The sequence below is a fragment of the Agromyces sp. Y182 genome (genome assembly GCF_059445385.1).
Genome location: NZ_JCAIUF010000001.1, coordinates 2,950,950 through 2,967,361, shown reverse-complemented (window position 1 = coordinate 2,967,361; position 16,412 = coordinate 2,950,950). Strand labels below are relative to the sequence as shown.

At 70.9% G+C, this 16,412-nt stretch carries 11 protein-coding genes; 6 read left to right on the top strand and 5 right to left on the bottom strand.

Annotated features, from left to right (window positions below; genetic code table 11):
* The first annotated feature begins 157 nt into the window (after nucleotides 1–157).
* Entirely contained in the window at nucleotides 158–610 is a 453-nt protein-coding gene (locus AC1C2R_RS13615) for a GNAT family N-acetyltransferase (protein ID WP_495380266.1), read from the top strand.
* A 25-nt stretch (nucleotides 611–635) separates the two neighbouring features.
* On the top strand, nucleotides 636–974 hold the full coding sequence (locus AC1C2R_RS13610; RefSeq protein ID WP_495380265.1) for an MGMT family protein: 339 nt from the start codon (nucleotides 636–638) through the stop codon (nucleotides 972–974).
* Here AC1C2R_RS13610 and AC1C2R_RS13605 read toward each other — a convergent pair whose 3' ends face one another.
* The gene (locus AC1C2R_RS13605; protein ID WP_495353022.1) at nucleotides 975–1,604 is read right to left on the bottom strand and encodes a TetR/AcrR family transcriptional regulator; all 630 of its coding nucleotides are present in this window, start codon (nucleotides 1,602–1,604) and stop codon (nucleotides 975–977) included.
* A gap of 58 nt (nucleotides 1,605–1,662) precedes the next feature.
* Here AC1C2R_RS13605 and AC1C2R_RS13600 point away from each other — a divergent pair, with 58 nt between their 5' ends.
* Nucleotides 1,663–2,391 carry an SDR family oxidoreductase gene (locus tag AC1C2R_RS13600; protein ID WP_495380264.1) on the top strand — a complete coding sequence of 243 codons (729 nt, stop codon included), beginning with the start codon at nucleotides 1,663–1,665 and terminating at the stop codon, nucleotides 2,389–2,391.
* 9 nt (nucleotides 2,392–2,400) lie between these two features.
* Here the strand turns inward: AC1C2R_RS13600 and AC1C2R_RS13595 are convergent, their stop codons facing one another.
* Both AC1C2R_RS13595 and AC1C2R_RS13590 read right to left on the bottom strand, forming a co-directional pair.
* Nucleotides 2,401–4,191 (bottom strand): sensor histidine kinase, encoded by a 1,791-nt coding sequence (locus AC1C2R_RS13595; RefSeq protein WP_495380263.1) that lies wholly within the window; start codon nucleotides 4,189–4,191, stop codon nucleotides 2,401–2,403.
* Nucleotides 4,191–4,856, bottom strand: coding sequence for a LuxR C-terminal-related transcriptional regulator (locus AC1C2R_RS13590; RefSeq protein ID WP_495353019.1), 666 nt, complete (start codon nucleotides 4,854–4,856; stop codon nucleotides 4,191–4,193). The genes AC1C2R_RS13595 and AC1C2R_RS13590 overlap by 1 nt, the downstream gene beginning before the upstream one ends.
* Nucleotides 4,857–5,103: 247 nt before the next feature.
* Here AC1C2R_RS13590 and AC1C2R_RS13585 point away from each other — a divergent pair, with 247 nt between their 5' ends.
* Nucleotides 5,104–6,366: a type III PLP-dependent enzyme domain-containing protein gene (locus AC1C2R_RS13585; RefSeq protein WP_495380262.1), complete on the top strand. Its 1,263-nt coding sequence runs from the start codon at nucleotides 5,104–5,106 to the stop codon at nucleotides 6,364–6,366.
* Between the two features lie 87 nt (nucleotides 6,367–6,453).
* Here AC1C2R_RS13585 and AC1C2R_RS13580 read toward each other — a convergent pair whose 3' ends face one another.
* Both AC1C2R_RS13580 and AC1C2R_RS13575 read right to left on the bottom strand, forming a co-directional pair.
* Nucleotides 6,454–8,259 carry an ABC transporter ATP-binding protein gene (locus AC1C2R_RS13580; RefSeq protein WP_495380261.1) on the bottom strand — a complete coding sequence of 602 codons (1,806 nt, stop codon included), beginning with the start codon at nucleotides 8,257–8,259 and terminating at the stop codon, nucleotides 6,454–6,456.
* Nucleotides 8,256–10,154: an ABC transporter ATP-binding protein gene (locus AC1C2R_RS13575; RefSeq protein WP_495380260.1), complete on the bottom strand. Its 1,899-nt coding sequence runs from the start codon at nucleotides 10,152–10,154 to the stop codon at nucleotides 8,256–8,258. The genes AC1C2R_RS13580 and AC1C2R_RS13575 overlap by 4 nt, the downstream gene beginning before the upstream one ends.
* A 447-nt stretch (nucleotides 10,155–10,601) precedes the next feature.
* Between AC1C2R_RS13575 and AC1C2R_RS13570 the strand changes: the two genes are divergently transcribed.
* The gene (locus AC1C2R_RS13570; RefSeq protein WP_495380259.1) at nucleotides 10,602–13,652 is read left to right on the top strand and encodes a hypothetical protein; all 3,051 of its coding nucleotides are present in this window, start codon (nucleotides 10,602–10,604) and stop codon (nucleotides 13,650–13,652) included.
* Nucleotides 13,649–16,408, top strand: coding sequence for an FtsX-like permease family protein (locus tag AC1C2R_RS13565; protein WP_495380258.1), 2,760 nt, complete (start codon nucleotides 13,649–13,651; stop codon nucleotides 16,406–16,408). Before AC1C2R_RS13570 ends, AC1C2R_RS13565 begins: the two co-directional genes overlap by 4 nt.
* Nucleotides 16,409–16,412 lie beyond the last annotated feature (4 nt).

Here is a 16,412-nt window from a genome sequence, read left to right as displayed (position 1 = left end):
AGACGACGGATGCCGCGGCATCCGCTCGATCGCGTCGTCGCCATGCCGGTTCGGCCGCTCAGATGCCGGCCGTGTCGCGGGTGGCGTCGGCATCGGCCGATGTCTTTGTGTCGTCTCGGCTACCGACGCGGAGCTCGCACGGGTTAGCCTTGGCTGCATGGCTGAGCTGAGACTGGAAGACCTGTCGGCGTCGAACATCGTTGCGGCGAACTCGCTGTCGCTGAAGCCCGGCCAGGAACAGTTCATCGCCCCGGTCACCTACTCGGCCGAGTCCTCGGTCGTGAACCCCGCGACCGCCTGGCAGCGCGTCGCGCTCCTCGACGACCGAGTCGTCGGGTTCATCCACGGCAACTTCGATCCCGAGAACGAGCACGAAGAGTTCCGGGCGTGCATCTGGCGCATCAACGTCGACGCCGAAGTGCAAGGCAAGGGTGTCGGGCGCTTCCTCGCGACGGCGCTCGCCGAAGAGGCGAAGCGGCGCGGCTTCGACCGCATCACCGTGCTGTGGGAGCCCGGCGAAGAGGGCCCCGAGGCGTTCTTCCACCGCATCGGGTTCACCGACGTCGGCGAGAGCGCGTATGGCGACGTCATCGGTGCGCTCGCGCTCTGACGCGAGCACCGATCAGGTCGAGCGGATGCCGCAACAGCCGACCGGGCGCGGCCGTGAGCCCGTCGAAGGGTTCGTCGCCGCCGTGCTCATCGTCGTCGCCGACATCCCCTCGGGGCAGGTCGCGACGTACGGCGACATCGCCGCGCTGCTCGGCTCCCGCGGCGCTCGCGCCGTCGGACAGGTGATGGCCAGGTACGGTGCGGATGCCCCGTGGTGGCGGGTCGTGCGCGCCGGGGGCCGCCCGCCGGCGGGTCACGCCGAGCGGGCCCGCGCGTACTACGACGCCGAAGGCACGCCGCTGCGCACGACCGCCGACGACGACGGCTACCGCATCGACCTCGCCGCGTGCCGGTGGCGGGCCTGACTACCCTCCGGTCGTCACCGCGCTGTTGAGCGCGTTGCCGATGAGTCGGTCGATGAGGGCGTCGTCGATGTGCTCGTCGAGCACGAGGATGCGGTGATAGCAGGCTCCCCAGAGCTGGTCGACGAGGACGTCGAGCGGTGCGTCCGACCGGATCTGGCCGCGGTCCTGCGCGCGCTCGAGCGCCCGGACGGCTTCTGCGCGTCGTGGCCGGGAGTAGGTGGCCGCGAAGGCCTGCCGCAGCGCAGGGTCGGTCTGGGCGGCTCCGATGAGCTCGCGAACCGCGCGCCCGGCGTCTTCATGCTGCATGAGGCGGGCGAAGGCCCGAAGCTGCGCCCGGAGGTCGCCCGTGATCTCTCCGGTGTCGGGGAAGCCGAGCGCGTGCTCGACCCGGGTGAAGTAGGCCTCGGCGGCGAGGGCGCCCGGCGTCGGCCACCACTTGTACAGGGTCGTCTTGCTCGAGCCCGCAACGGCGGCGACCCGGTCGAAGGTGACTGCCGCCATTCCGCCGGCGAAGAGCAGATCGGCGGCGGCGGTGAGTACATCACCGCGTACTTCGGCGGCGGGGCGTCGCCCGCGCCCGCGCCGCACCTTGGTTGCGGAGGTCGATTCAGAAGTGGACACATTGTCCATTATGCCCTACGATCTCATTTGTGGACGAATTGTTCACATCTGACATCGAGAGGTTCCCATGAGTTCACGTGTTGCGATCGTCACCGGCGGTTCGGGCGGTATCGGCCGTGCCACCGCACTTCGGCTCGCTGCAGACGGCTTCGACGTCGTCGTGCAGTACCACGGCAACCAGGATCGCGCCGACGCGGTGGTAGGAGAGATCACGGCAGCGGGCGCGAGTGCGCTCGCGGTGCATGCCGATGTCGGCGATGAGCAGGCAGTCGCCGTCTTGTTCGGTGAGGCGGAGTCCGCGTTCGGCGGCGTCGACACGGTCGTGCACACGGCAGGCATCATGCCGCTGTCGCCCCTCGTGGACACCGACATCGACACATTCGACCGGGTGTCGCACGCGAACATCCGCGGAACGTTCCTGGTGGCACGCGAGGCAGCACGGACCGTGCGAGACGGTGGCAGCATCGTGCTGTTCTCCACGTCGATCACGCGCCTGCAGGCGCCGTCCTACGGGGTGTATGCGATGAGCAAAGGCGCCGTCGAGGCGCTGCCGTTGATCCTCGCCCGTGAGCTGGCCGGACGAGACATCACCGTCAACGCGGTCGCGCCCGGTCCGACCGACACCCCGTTGTTCCGTGAAGGCAAGCCGAAGGAACTCATCGACCGGATCGCCGGATCCAACCCGATGGGCCGGCTCGGCACCCCGCACGACGTCGCCGAGATCGTCTCCACCCTGGCGGGGCCGGCTCGGTGGATCAACGGGCAGGTCCTCTACATCAACGGCGGTGCGGCATGAGCCGACTCGTCAGCCCGCGACGCTGACCCCGAGCGGCATGCGCACGGTGATCGTCGTGCCTGCGCCCGCCGGGCTCACGATGACGAACCGGCCGCCGACGGCGTCGACCCGGTCGGCGATGCCGAGCATGCCGGAGCCTGCGTCGACGGATGCCCCGCCCACCCCGTTGTCGCGCACGACGAGCTCGAGTTCGCCGCCGTCGATGCCGGCACGCACCCACGCCCGCGTCGCCTGGGCGTGCTTCGCGATGTTCGCGAGCGCCTCGGAGACGACGAAGTACGCGGTCGACTCGACGACCTCGGGCAGACGCCCCTCGGCCTGCACGTCGATCTCGACCGGCACCGGGCAGCGACCGGCGAGTTCCGGCACCGCGAGCGCCAGTCCGCCCGACGACAGCAGCGACGGGTGGATGCCGTGCGCGAGCTCGCGCAGGTCTCTGAGGCCCTGGTTCAGCATGCCGATCGTGTCGTCGAGCTCGACTCCGAGCGGCTCGACTCCGCGATCGCGCGCCTGGTTCGCCACGAGGCGCAACCGCATGCCGAGCGAGACGAGCTGCTGCTGCGCCCCGTCGTGCAGGTCGCGTTCGATGCGACGCCTCGCCTCGTCTCCGGCCTCGACGATGCGACTGCGCGACTGCCGCACCTGCTCGAGGGTGCGTTCGATCTCCGAACGCAATCGGCCGTTGTCGACCGAGAGTCGCAGGGCGCTCGAGACCCCGTCGAGCAGGCGCATGTTGTCGGTGAGCACCCGGTCGTGGCGGATGACCGCGATCGGGATCCCGGTCGGCGACGCGACCGGCAGCAGGCCGTGATCGGCACGCCGGTCGTCGGGGCCGTGCTCGAGCGGCTCCCCCGCGGCATCCGCATATCTGGCGCGCTCTTCGTCCCACCAGTAGACGCGCACCGAAGCGTCGCGCAGGGTGCGCGCGAGCGACTCCGCCCACAAGCCGCGGTCGGCGCCCTCGCGCGTGATGCGCATCAGGTCCGCGACCCGGGCGCGCATGTTCCGGGCGTGGGCGATGCCGGCGACGAAGCTGACGGGGATCGACGCGATCGCCACGAGTGAGACGGTGTCGAGCACGAGGTCGGCGGTGCCGGATGCCGCATAGTTGACGGCTTGGGCAGCGAGGGTGATCACCCACGCGAACAAGGCGACCGGCATGAGGAACGCCACCGTACGGGCGGGAACGCTGCCGCGGACCCAACGCACGAGGAGCCGACCGGCGATCACGAGCGCGAGCAGCACACCCACGATGCGGTAGCCGATGTCGATCACCGCGAACAGGGCGGGCGCATCCGTGATGCGGTACGGATTGGGAACACAATCGCATACCTCAGCCGATGGCTGACCGAGCAGCAGCACCCCGAGCAGGTAGCCGACCGATGCAACAAGCGCGATTCCCGCGATCCAGCGATCGACCCGGTCGACCAGCCAGCCGCGCGGATACACGAGGACGAGGATGCCTGTGAGCACCGCCCACCAGAGGTGCAGGCCGTAGAGCAGCGGCCAGAGCCATCCGATTCCCTCGACGATGCGCAGGAACGACAGCGGTATCCACACCAGGGAGAAGCCCACCATCAGCCGCGCGGGCACCCGCGAGGGGCCGATCGACCAGGCGATGCCGGCGCACGCCGCGAACACGAGCGGAACGATCGCGTGGAGGGTCGTCCATGACGCCTCGCGACGGTCCGCCGCGGGGGTGGCGAGGAATCCGGAGATCTCCATCGCGAGGCTCACCGCCACGACCACGGCGATGACGATGCTGCGTCTGATGATCCGGCCCTTACGGCCGGGGGCCATCACCTCGCGCCGAGGAGCGTCAGCACTGCGAGCACCCGCCGGTGGTGCTCGGGCGACTCCTCGAGATCGAGCTTCTGCAGTATGGAGCGGACGTGCGTCTCGACGGTCTTCAGGCCGAGGAAGAGCGACTGCGCGATGCCGCCGTTCGAGTACCCCTGCGCCATGAGTTCGAGCACGGATCGCTCGCGCTCGGTGAGTCGGGAGAGGGGGTCGTCGGCCCGGGTGCGCTGCACGAGTTGTTCGACGACCTCGGGGTCCACGACGGAGCCGCCCGAGGCGACCGTCTCGACCGCCCGCACGAGCGTCTGCGGCTCGGAGACGCGTTCCTTCAGCAGGTAGCCCGTGCCGCTGCCCGCGCCCAAGACACGCAGGGCGTACTCGGGCGTCGCGTACATCGAGAGCAGCAGGACGCCGATGGTCGAACCCTGTGCGCGCATCTCTTCGAGGGCGAGGATGCCCTCGTCGCGGTGGCTCGGGGGCATGCGGATGTCGAGCACGGCCGCGTCGAGCTCACCGCGAGCAGCGACTTCGAGCAGTTCGGCACCCGTGCCGACGGAGGCGACGACCTCGATGCCGCCGTCGACGAGCACCTTTGCGATGCCCTCGCGCAGGAGGAGCGCGTCATCGGCGATCGCCACGCGCAGGGGACGTGCGGTCGTCTCCATCGCTCCTCCATTCCGGGGCAGGCGTCACCGCCACCGGGTGGCCCCGTCTCCCGTGAGGGTACCGCGACACGCACTCGGCCGCGCGGCCCATTTCAGGGGGCACACCGGTGCGGGCGCGCCGGATCGCTGCCAAGCTGGAGAGTTCGTGTCCGTCGAGCGCGTGCCGGCCGCACTCAGTGCCTGCACCCTCGGCCGGCCGGTGGTCGCCCTGATCCCGCGCCCGCCGGCGCACGGCAGACTTCGGGGCATGTCCTGGACCGAGCGTTTGCATGGGCTGCTCGATGAGCGCGCACCGGCATCGTCGGGCACCGGTTCCGCGACCGAGCGGGTGGCGCACCGCGAACTCGTGCGCCGCGATCTGGCCGAATACGCCGAGCACATCCGGCTGGACGATCTCGTGCGCCGTCATGGCACTCCGCTCCTCGTGATCGACACCGACCGGCTCACCATGCGGCTCCTCGAGCTGCGCCGGCAGCTGCCGACCGTCGGCATCCACGTCGCGGCGGGAGCGCTGCCGCACCCGGCGGCTGCACGCGCCGTCGACGCGTTCGGCGCGAGCATCGACGTCGCATCCCGAGCGCAGATCGCGTTCCTCGAGCTCCATGCCATCTCGGTGGATCGCAGCGTGCACACCCACCCCGTGAAGACGGTCGCCGATCTCACGAGCGCCTACCTCCGAGGCATCCGCACCTTCGTCGTCGACAATGCGGCCGAGGTCGCGAAGTTCGCCGGCCTGCCGAAGGATGTCTCGGTGCTCGTGCGCCTCGCGGCGGCCGCGCCGCCCGGCTCGGCCGGCCCGGCGGCGAAGTTCGGCGTCACCGCCGACCGGGCGCCGGAGCTCGTCGAGGCCTGTCGGCACGCCGGGCTGCGCGTCGCGGGGTTCACCGTGGACCTCGCGGTCGGGGCGACCGCCGTGACGTGGAGACGCACGATCCACGACGCGCTCCGCCTCGAGCACCGGCTGCGAAGGCAGGGCGTGCGCCGGAGCGTGCTGCACCTGGCCGGGGAGCTTCCCGTCGACCACGACGAGCGCACCGGGGCTGGGGCCGACGTCGTGCGTGCCATCCGCGACGCGCTCGCGGACGCTCCCGCAGACCTCCGCGTGTCGTTCGACCCGGGCCGCTCCGTGACGGCACCGGCGATGACACTCGTGACCCGTGTGATCGGCACGGCCGACCGCCCCGACGGGCGCTGGCTCCACCTCGACGGGTCGTTGTCCGGCGCGCAGCCGGGCGGAGCCGACGGCGACCCCGCGGAGCGGGTGTTCGCGGCGACGGAACTCGGCGCGGAGCCCGTGACCGGGGGCACGACGGAGCGCGCGGCCCGGCGGCGGCGGCTGCGTGAGCGCCGACAGGTCACCCTCACGGGTCCCGGTCTCGACCCCGGAGACGGGGTCGTGCGCGGCTGCCTGCTCCCCCCGCTCGGCGACGGCGACCTGCTCGTGAGCCCACTGGCCGGAACAGGGTTCGCGAACGATCCCGCGGCGCCGGTCGTCGTCATTCCGGGCTGAGGCACGGAGACACGGATGCCCTGCGCCGAATGTTCGGCGCGGGGCATCCGCTCGCTGCTCGCGTGTTCGCGTGTTCGCGTGGTCGCCCTAGACGAGGGAGTCCCGCCAGGCCGCGTGGAGCGCCGCGAACCGTCCGGAACCGCCGATGAGCTCGGGCGGGGTGCCGTCTTCGACGATGCGACCATGCTCCATCACGAGCACCCGATCGGCGATCGAGACCGTCGACAGGCGGTGCGCGATGATGATCGCGGTGCGGTCGGCGAGGAGCTTGGTCAGCCCGTCTTGCACGAGTCGCTCGCTCGGGATGTCGAGTGAGGAGGTCGCCTCGTCGAGGATCAGCACCGCGGGGTTCGCGAGGAACGCCCGCGCGAACGAGATCAGCTGACGCTGTCCGGCGCTCACCCGACCGCCCCGCTTGTTCACGTCGGTGTCGTAGCCGCCCGGCAGGCCCTCGATGAACTCGTGCGCGCCGACCGCCATGGCCGCCCGCACGATCTCGTCGAACGTCGCGTCGGGCTTGCCGAGCGCGATGTTGTCGGCCACCGAACCCGAGAAGAGGTAGGCCTCTTGCGTGACCATGACGATCGCTCGCCGCAGATCTTTCGGGTGCAGGTCGGCGAGTGAGATGTCGTCGAGCGAGACGACTCCGTCGCTCGGGTCGTAGAAGCGCGCGATGAGCTTGGCGAGCGTCGACTTGCCGGCACCGGTGGAGCCGACGAGCGCGATCGTCTGTCCGGCCGGAATGTCGAGGTCGAATCGCGGCAGGATCACCCGATCCTTCCTGTAGGCGAACTCGACGCCGTCGAAGCGCACGTGCCCCTCTGCGTTCCACAGGTCGGTCGGCTTGACCGGGTCCGGCACGCTCGGCTCCTCTTCGAGCACGCCCGAGATCTTCTCGAGCGCCGAGGAGGCCGATTGGTAGCCGTTGTAGAACATCGCCATGTCCTCCATCGGGTCGAAGAACCGCTTCGTGTACAGCACGGCCGCGAGCAGCACACCGACGCCGAGGCCGCCCTCGACCACACGGAAACCGCCGAGCACGAGGGTGACCGCCACCGCGGTGTTGCCGATGAAGGCCAGCCCGGGGTTGAACACCGCGAAGAGGCCCAAGACCTTGGCATTGACGTCGCGGTAGTCCTCGACGAGCTCGCCGAAGTCCACCTCGTTGCGCTTCTGCTTGCGGAACGCCTGCACCGCTCGGATGCCGGTCATGGTCTCGACGAACTGCACGATGAGCTTCGCCGATGCCACGCGCGAACGCCGGAACAGTGATTGCGAGCGCACCTGGAACCACCGGGTGAGGATGGCGAGCGGAATGAGCGAGACGAGCAGCACGAGCCCCGACGGGGCGTCGACGATCACGAGCATGACGCCCGTGAACACCATGTACATGAGCCCGCGCACGAGAAGCGTGAGGCCCTCGTCCATGAGTTCGCGGATGGCGTCGAGGTCGCTCGTCTGCCGCGAGATGATGCGCCCGGAGGTATACGACTCGTGGAACTCGAGCGAGAGCTTCTGCGTGTGCAGGAACACCCTCGTGCGCAGGTCGATGAGCACGGCCTGGCTGATGCGAGCCGACATGCGGATGTACACCGAGATGAGGAACGCGCCCACGAGCCCGGTCAGAAGGTACGCGACGCCCGCGAACGCGGTGGGGTACCAGTTCTGCTCGATCAGCGCGGGGATGCCCTGGTCGATGCCGAAGGCGATGAGCGCGGGCCCGGCGACCTGCGCGGCCGACGACACGACGATGGCCGCCGCCGTGATCCACAGCTTGGCCTTCTGCGGCGCGAGCAGTGAACCGAGGAGTCGCCGCGAGCGAGCGCGGATCTGCGTGGATTCCGCCTTCGTGTAGTCCTGGCGTTCCTCGCCCTGGACACCGGTGACGCTCATGATGCCGCCTCCTCTCGGATCGTGGTGTCGACGTCGACGGCATCGACGCCGGTGTTCCTGCGCTCGTCGTCTTCGAGGCTCGAGATGACGAATCGGTAGTGCTCGCTCTCCCGGAGGAGCTCGGAGTGGGAGCCCACCGCGGTGATCCGCCCGTGTTCGAGCAGCGCGACCCGATCGGCGAGCATGACCGTCGACGGGCGGTGCGCGACGATGAGCGCCGTCGTCGAGGCGAGCACCGAACGCAGCTCCGCCTCCACTCGGCCCTCGGTCGCGACGTCGAGCGCCGAGAGCGGGTCGTCGAGCACGAGCACGGCGGGCTTTGCCGCGACCGCGCGTGCGAGTGCGAGTCGCTGCCGTTGTCCGCCGGAGAGGCTCATGCCCTCTTCGCCGACCTTCGTGTCGACGCCCTCGGGCAGCTCGTAGACGAACCCGGCCTGCGCGATCCGAAGGGCCTCGTCGAGCACCCGCTCGGCCTCCGCCCGGGTTCCGGGGTCGTCGGCGGCGAGTTCGGGCCGCCCCAGCAGTACGTTGTCGCGCACCGAGGCACTGAAGAGCGTTGCGTCTTCGAAGGCCATGGCGATGTGGGTGCGCAGCTCTTCGCGGCTGAACGCGCGCACGTCGACGCCGTCGAGCGTCACCGAACCCGCAGTGACGTCGTAGAGGCGCGTGGTGAGCGCCGTCATCGTGGTCTTGCCGCTCCCCGTGAGGCCGACGAGCGCCATGGACTCCCCTGGCTCGAGCACGAGGTCGACGCCGTCGAGGAGGTCGCCGAACCGCTCGGGCGAATCCTGATAGCGGAAGTGCACGCCCGTGAAGGCGAGCTCGCCGCGCGGGCGTTCGAGCGTGCGCGGTTCGGTCGGGTCGACGATCGTGTTCTCGCTGTCGAGGATGTCGAAGTACCGATCGGTCGCGGTGCGCGCGTCGAGGGCGAACGCGAGCATGAAGCCGATCGACTCGATCGGCCACGCGAGCACCGTGGCCGTCGCGAAGAACGCGACGAGCTCGCCGACCGTGAGCTGGCCCTGCGACGCCAGCCACACGCCGACCACGAGGCAGATCGAGAGCGCGACGGCGGGAACGACCATGATCCACACCCAGATGTTCGCGTCGAGACGCGCCTTCTCGATCTCGGTGCTGCGCAACGACTCGGCCTGCGCGCGGAACGTGGACAGGGCGTGCTTGCCACGGCCGAACGCCTTCAGCACCCGGATGCCGTGCACCGACTCCTCGACAGCGGTCGCGAGGTCGCCCGCCTGGTCTTGGCTCAGCCGCGACATCTCGGAGTACCGGCCCTCGAAGCGCCAGCCCGCCCACCAGAGCGGCAGCGAGCAGACGAGGAAGATGAGGCCGAGGAACCAGTTCATCGACATCAGGATGCCGACGCCCACGACGATGATCACGACGTTCGCGCCGGTCAGGACGAGCCCGAACGAGAGCCAGCGACGGATGAGGCCGAGGTCGCTCACCGCGCGGGAGAGCAACTGGCCGCTCGGCCAGCGGTCGTGGAAGCTCACGGGCAGGTCTTGCAGCTTCGCGTAGAGCGCGTTGCGCATGCGCGCCTCGACCCGCGTACCGGGGCCGACGACGAGCCAACGGCGGATCGCGTAGAGGATCGCCTCGACCGCGCCGAGGACGAACACGAGCACCGCGAGCGGGATGACCGCATCGGCCTCGCCATGGGCGAGCGGCCCGTCGACGATCTGCTGGAGTACCTGCGGGATCGCCAGGGCGATGAGGTGCGCCCCGATCGCAGCGGCCATGCTGCCGGCGAACGCGGGCATGGCAGGCCCGGCGTACTCGCGCAGCCGCCAGAGCGTGCGCAGAGTACCGAGCCGCTCAGGCCCTGTCGTCGAGTCGGGTGCGCCGTGCTCAGGCGTTTGGGGGGATTCGGACACAGCCGGTTCCAATCAGAAGGGGCGCCGAACTCCAGATCGAGTCTGAACGGCGAAGGTTTGGTGAAGAGAGTGACGCGGATCGCGAAAGCGCGTGAATCCGCGGGGCAGGCGAGGCCTGCGCGGCAGGAACGGGCGGTCTACCCGGCAAGCCCGACGACGAGGTACGCCGGCCGAACAGAGCCGTGGACCGCAATCGTGCGGGCGTCGGTTTCTGTCTGCATGGTGTCCTCCTGCAAGTCGTCTGCGAATCTCGAGGCCGGTCGGATCACTCACCGCGGCCAGCCCTACAGACTATGGGTTTTTCGGGGTGGCACGCAAGACCGCTCTCAACGCTAGGCTGTGCGAATTCGTCGCCGCGCGGGCGACGGCGGTCGTCTCCTCCGGGCGAGCCGCCCGGACCTGCCCCGTACGCCGCTGCGCGCGCGACCCGATCAACGAGGAGAACGCGTGGGTGCGGCACGAATGGCGTTCGCCCGTGCGAACGCCCGCGCCGGTGTGCTCACGTCGATCGCCGCCGTCGTCCTCCTGATGTCCGCCCTCGGCACGGGTGTCGTCGACTCGCTCGCGGGTTCGTCCTCGAGCGGCCTTCGCAGCGGTCTCGAGGCCGCCCAGGGCACGGCTGGAGCCGCGCGCTGGCAGATCCGTGTGGCGAACGACCCGGCGGCCCAAGCGGATGCCGCGGCATCCGTGCTCGATCGCACGCTCACGCCGCGCGGTGCATCGTGGAGCCGTACCGTCGAGACCGCACCGGTGGATGCCACGAGCGGCGAGACGGCCTTCAGCGCCGTGCTCCTCGCGGACGCCGACGCCGCGGCACGTTCCGAACTCGTCGACGGTGCCTGGCCCGACGCCCCCGAGTCGCTCGCCGCGGCCTCAGCCGACGATGCCGTGCCCGCTACCCTCCATGCGTCCGCGGCCGAGGCACTGGGCCTCGCACGGGGCGACGTCGTCGAGCTCGACGGCCCGTCGAACCCGCGTCTCCTCGTCGTGGGCACGTGGCTGCCGAGCGATCCCAACGATCCGGCATGGTTCGGCGAGGCCGTCGTGGCCTCCGGTGGCACGCTCGAGGGTGCAGGCCCCTTCCTCGTCGCCGAGGAGGCGACGCTCGACGTGCCCGCCGCGGTCGTCGTGCGCTGGACCGCCGTCGCCGACGCCGCCGCTGCCACGCCCGAGTCCGCGCAGGCCCTGCGTGCGGAGCTGCCCGACGTCGAGCCCGCTCTCCGGGCGGAGCCGGGGATCGGCACCGACGGATTGAGTTCGCTCGGCGGCCTCGACGCGACCCTGACGAGGCTCCTCGCTGGTCTCGGAGCGGTGCGCGCGATCGCGCCACTGCCCCTGCTCCTCCTCGGCTTCGCGGGCTTCGCAGCGCTCACCCGGCTCGCAACGCTCCTCGGCGCCGCCCGACGCGGCGAGACCATGCTGCTCCGCGCTCGAGGAGCCTCCACCGGCCGGCTCACGCGCGACACCGCGGTCGAGGTCCTCGCACTCGGCGTACCGGCAGCGCTCGCGGGTGCGGCCGTCGCCGAGTCGCTCCTCACGATCACCAGGCCCGGGGAGGCCCGCGACTGGGGCAGTGCAGCACTCGTGGCATCCGCCTCGCTCGTCGGAGCCGTGCTCATCCTCGCCGGGGGCGCGTGGCTCGATGCACGGCGCCCGGTCGTGCGCGGATCGGGCGATGAGGTGGGCCGGATGTCCCGTGGTCTCGTCACCGGCGGCGTCGTGCTGCTCCTCGTGGTCGCGGCCGTCGCCCTCTGGCAGTTCCGTCTGTACGGCTCACCGCTCGTGGCGAGCGCGTCGGGCACGATCGACGTCGACCCGATCGCCGTGCTCGCGCCGGTGCTCGTGCTCGTCGCGCTCGCACTCGTCGCGCTCGGGCTCTCCCGACCGATCGGCGCCGTGCTCGAGCGGCTCGCCGCAGCACGGCCGACCCTCGTCCCCTCGCTGCCGATGCGCCAGCTCGCGCGGCGCGCGGCGCTCTACGCCTCCGCGTCGCTCGTCACGATGCTCGCCGTCGCGGGGCTCACCCTGACGGCCGCCTTCTCGGGAGCCTGGCACGACATCGACCGCACCGCTTCGGCGCTCGTCACCGGCGGCGAGGTGCGTGTCTCGTTCGCCGGACGCGACGTGGTGCTGGGCCCCGACGCGCTCGCCCTCGACGACACGGTCGCCGGCGCCGAGGGCGTCACCGCCGAGGCACCGGTCTTCCGCGGCGAGATGCGGGTCGGTTCCGACCGCTCGACCTTCGTGGCGCTGCCCGGTGCGGAGGTCGATGCGGTCGCCCCCGGCACCGGTTCGGCAGACGTGACCGCCGCCCTCGCCGACTCCGCTGCCGCAGCCGGTGCGGCACTGCCGCCCGGGGCCACGACGATCGACCTCGCCGTCGACGTCGATGCGCCCGGAGGCACGAGCGGCACGGTCGCGGTGACGGCGTGGCTCCTCACGGAATCGGGCGCGGCGACACCCGCGACTCCGACGGTCGTCGACATCGCCGCTGGCGGCGCCGACGTGAGCTTCGAGCTTCCGGATGCCGAAGGCCTCCGATTCATCGGTCTCGGCGCGTCGCTCGCCGGCGCCGACGGCGCCGACGGCGCCGACGTGCTCGTCTCGTTCGGCGCGATCTCCTTCGACGGCGCAAGCGTCGCCGCAGCCGAATTCGACACGGAACGCGAGCTGCGACTCTCATCGAAGACGCCGAGCGGGCGAGTCTCGCTCACGTCGGGAGGGAGCGACCCGCTGCCCGTCGTGCTCGGCTCCGAACTGGCCGAGCGCATCGCCGCCGAGACCGGCGACGAGTTCGCGTTGCGGGTGCTCACCGGCGGAGTCGCGGTCGACGCGGTCGTGGCCGGCATCCTTCCCGTGGTGCCGACCGCCGACAGCGGCGGCGCGCTCGCCGACCTCGGTGCGTTCGAACGGTACGCCTTCGATACGGGCGCGGGCATTCCCGCGTTCGGAGAACGGTGGGTCGCGGCATCCGACCCCGACCGTGTCGCGAGCGAGTTGAGTCGCGACCGCGGCTCGGCCGTCGTCGCCGACGCGCGGTCGGCCGCCTCCTCCGCGCCGTTCATCGCTCCCGCGATCGCAGCCCTGTGGACCGGAGCAGCCGGAGCCCTGCTCTTCGCACTGATCGCGGTCGTCGCGCTCGTCGCCACACTCTCGGGCACCCGATTCGGCGAGATCGTCGTGCTCCGCGTGCTCGGTGTGCCGGCGCGAACGCAATCGCGCGCCCGATTCGCCGAGTTGGCGGTGACGCTCGGCACCGCGATCGTGATCGGCGTTCTCGTCGGTATCGTCACGGCGTTGCTCACGGCACGCGAGCTCGCCCGGGCCGCAGTGGCGGGAGTGCCCGAGGTGATCCCGGTCGAATTCATCATCGACCCGGTGCCGTTCGTCGTGGGAATCGCCGCGTTCGTCGTGCTCGCTGCGGCGATCGCGGCCGGCGCCGCGGCATCCGTTCGGCGAATCGCATCACGCCCCGGGCTCAGGCAGGAGGAAGGATGACCGGCCTGCATCACTCACGACTCACCACTCCCGGTCTGCTGCGGCGCCAGTTCTTCGCGGGACCCGTGGCGTCGATCATGCTCGGACTGCTCGTGCTCGCCGGTGCGCTGCTCGCGACGGGGGTTCCGCGTGCGATCTCGGCAATGCACACCGCGGCACTCGAGGAAGAACTCGAGACGTTCCCGGCCCGCGAACTCGACGTCGTCACCTCCAGCCGCAACCTGCCGGAGCTCGGCGCCTCCGACGGCGACACGACCCTGACGCCCGAGGTCGACGCGGTCTGGGGGGCACAGGAGCAGCGCATGCTCGACATCCGTGCCGACATGCCCGAGTTGCTGAAACGGGTCGTGGGCGAACCATTGACCGTCCTCCACGCCGGGCCCACGAGGGCGAGCGTGCCGGGAGCTTCGGCCGACTCGACGTCGTACCAGCTCTTCACGGGGTTCGACCCGAGACTGCGCGAGCACATCACGCTCACCGGGGGCGAGTGGCCGGCGACCCTGACCGGCCCGGTGCCGGGCGACGCCCCGCTCGAGATCGTGCTCGCCGACGCCGTCGCTGAAGAGATGGAGTGGGCGACGGGGGAAGACCGCTCGATGCCGCTCGGCACGACAGCGCAAGACGTTCGACTGGTCGGCACCTTCGCAGCGATCGATCCCGACGACGGCTTCTGGACGCACGGACCGGCGGTGGCACTCGAACCGGCGGTCTCCTACACCCCAGGGGGAAACCTCGAGATCACGGGCCTCGGCTTCGCCGACCCCGTCTCGTGGGCGGGGCTGCAGGATTCCCAGCTGCCGACCGCGATGGACGCCTGGTTCCCGACGCTGCCCGAGCGCATCCGCGCCGCCGACTCGGCCGAGCTCATGACGCAACTCGGCGAATTCACGAGTCAGACGTTCGTGCTCGGCGGCGGCTCATGGGAGTTCTGGTTCGCGACGGTCGGCGACGTCGCCTTCACGAGCGGCCTGGCCGACGCCCTCGGTGACGCGGCCATCGCGGCGAGCGCGACCGACGCGGTGCTCGCAACGATCGCGTCCGGACCGATCGGCGTGATGGTCGCGGTGCTCGTGCTCGGTGCCCGAGTGGTGTTCGAGCGTCGGCGCACCGGACTCGAGCTGGCAGCCGCCCGAGGCGCATCGCCCGGCCAGCTCCGTGGCATCCTCGCGCTCGAAGGCCTGGCCATCGGCGTTCCGGCCGCCGTCGTCGGCGGGATCATCGGCATCCTGCTCGTCGCAGCCGACGCCGGATTCGGCGGGTGGGCGATCGCAACCCTCTTCGCCCTCACTCCCGCCGCCCTGCTCGTGGCCGCCGAGCCCGCACTCAGCCCGCTGCGGCGCGCCAGGTCGGACCTCGGCCGCCCCAGTGACGGACGCGTCCGATGGATCGCTGAAGTGCTCGTCGCGGTGCTCGCGATCACCGCGGTCGTGCTGCTGTTCCGCCGCGGCCTCTCCACCTCCGCCGCGACGACCGGCGTCGATCCACTGCTCGCCGCGGTCCCGCTGCTCCTCTCGCTGCTCGCGTGTCTCGTCGTGCTTCGGCTCTACCCGCTCCCGCTTGCAGACCTGGTGCGCCGAACGGCCCGTCGTGCAGATCTCGTGCCGTTCCTCGGCTCGGCGCGAGCACTGCGCGACCCCTCGGCAGGGCTGGTCCCGGTACTGGCCGTGGTCGTCGGCGTCTCGGTCGCGGTGTTCTCCTCGGTGCTGCTCGGCACCGTGCAGGCCGGCGTCGATCGCGCAGCCGCCGCGCAGGTCGGCGCCGACGCCTCGGTGGGCGGCACTCCGTTCACGCTCGCCCAGCTCGACGAGTTCGCAGCGGTACCGGGTGTCGAGGCGATCGCACCGGTGTTCTCGACGAGTCCGACCAGGGTCAGCGCCGATGGACGCTCCCGCACCTCGACGCTCATCGTCATCGACGCCGAGCAGATGCGTCGCGTGCAGGCCGGCCGCGACGGGTCGACTCCCCTGCCCCCCGGACTCGAGTCGAGCGACGACGACGCGGTGCCCGTCGTGCTCTCGAAGACCGTCGCCGACATCGTCGCAGGCGCAGATGCGGCCGAGCTCGACGGCCACGAGTTCGACGCGCTCGGGGTCGTCGACGGCAGAACCGCGTACTCGCCTCGCTCGAACTGGGTGCTCATGGATCGCGCGAACGCGAAGCCCTTCACCGACACGCTCGTGCCGCGCACGGTGCTCGTTCGTTTCGAGCCGGGTGTCGACGCCGACGCCGACGAGATCACCGCGGCACTCGCGGAGATCGCCGGCGAGTCGGCGACGGTGACGACTCCCGACGCGCTCCTCGAGGAGTTGCGCGCCAAGCCCACCACGCAGAGCCTCGTGATCTCGCTCATCGTCGCCATCGTGCTCGCGAGCCTGCTCACCGCGCTCGCGATCGTGCTGACGCTCGTCGTCGGCCGGCCGGCGCGTGATCGCTTGCTGCCGCTCCTGTCGACCCTGGGTCTCGGCCGCCGCGGTGAGCGCTCGCTCGTCGGCTGGGAGATCGGACCGGTCGCGATCGTCGCCCTCGTCGCCGGGGCGTTCCTCGGCGCGGCGCTGCCGTTCGTGGTGCTCTCGGCGATCGACCTGCGCGCGTTCACCAACGGCGACGTACAACCGGCCGTGACGTTCGATCCCTGGCTCATCACCGCGGTGCTCGCGGGCAGCGTGCTCGTGACCATCGTCGCGGCTGCCGCGGCATCCCGCATCGACGGCAGTGTCAACGCCGCTCGCGCAATGCGCAAGGAAGAGGAAGGATGACCCC

Bases quoted from the DNA above. Each gene is read 5' to 3' on its own strand.
- AC1C2R_RS13580 (WP_495380261.1), bottom strand. From the start codon at position 8,259: ATGAGCGTCACCGGTGTCCAGGGCGAGGAACGCCAGGACTACACGAAG.
- AC1C2R_RS13605 (WP_495353022.1), bottom strand. From the start codon at position 1,604: ATGGACAATGTGTCCACTTCTGAATCGACCTCCGCAACCAAGGTGCGG.
- AC1C2R_RS13595 (WP_495380263.1), bottom strand. From the start codon at position 4,191: ATGGCCCCCGGCCGTAAGGGCCGGATCATCAGACGCAGCATCGTCATC.
- AC1C2R_RS13615 (WP_495380266.1), top strand. From the start codon at position 158: ATGGCTGAGCTGAGACTGGAAGACCTGTCGGCGTCGAACATCGTTGCG.
- AC1C2R_RS13600 (WP_495380264.1), top strand. From the start codon at position 1,663: ATGAGTTCACGTGTTGCGATCGTCACCGGCGGTTCGGGCGGTATCGGC.
- AC1C2R_RS13610 (WP_495380265.1), top strand. From the start codon at position 636: ATGCCGCAACAGCCGACCGGGCGCGGCCGTGAGCCCGTCGAAGGGTTC.
- AC1C2R_RS13585 (WP_495380262.1), top strand. From the start codon at position 5,104: ATGTCCTGGACCGAGCGTTTGCATGGGCTGCTCGATGAGCGCGCACCG.
- AC1C2R_RS13590 (WP_495353019.1), bottom strand. From the start codon at position 4,856: ATGGAGACGACCGCACGTCCCCTGCGCGTGGCGATCGCCGATGACGCG.
- AC1C2R_RS13565 (WP_495380258.1), top strand. From the start codon at position 13,649: ATGACCGGCCTGCATCACTCACGACTCACCACTCCCGGTCTGCTGCGG.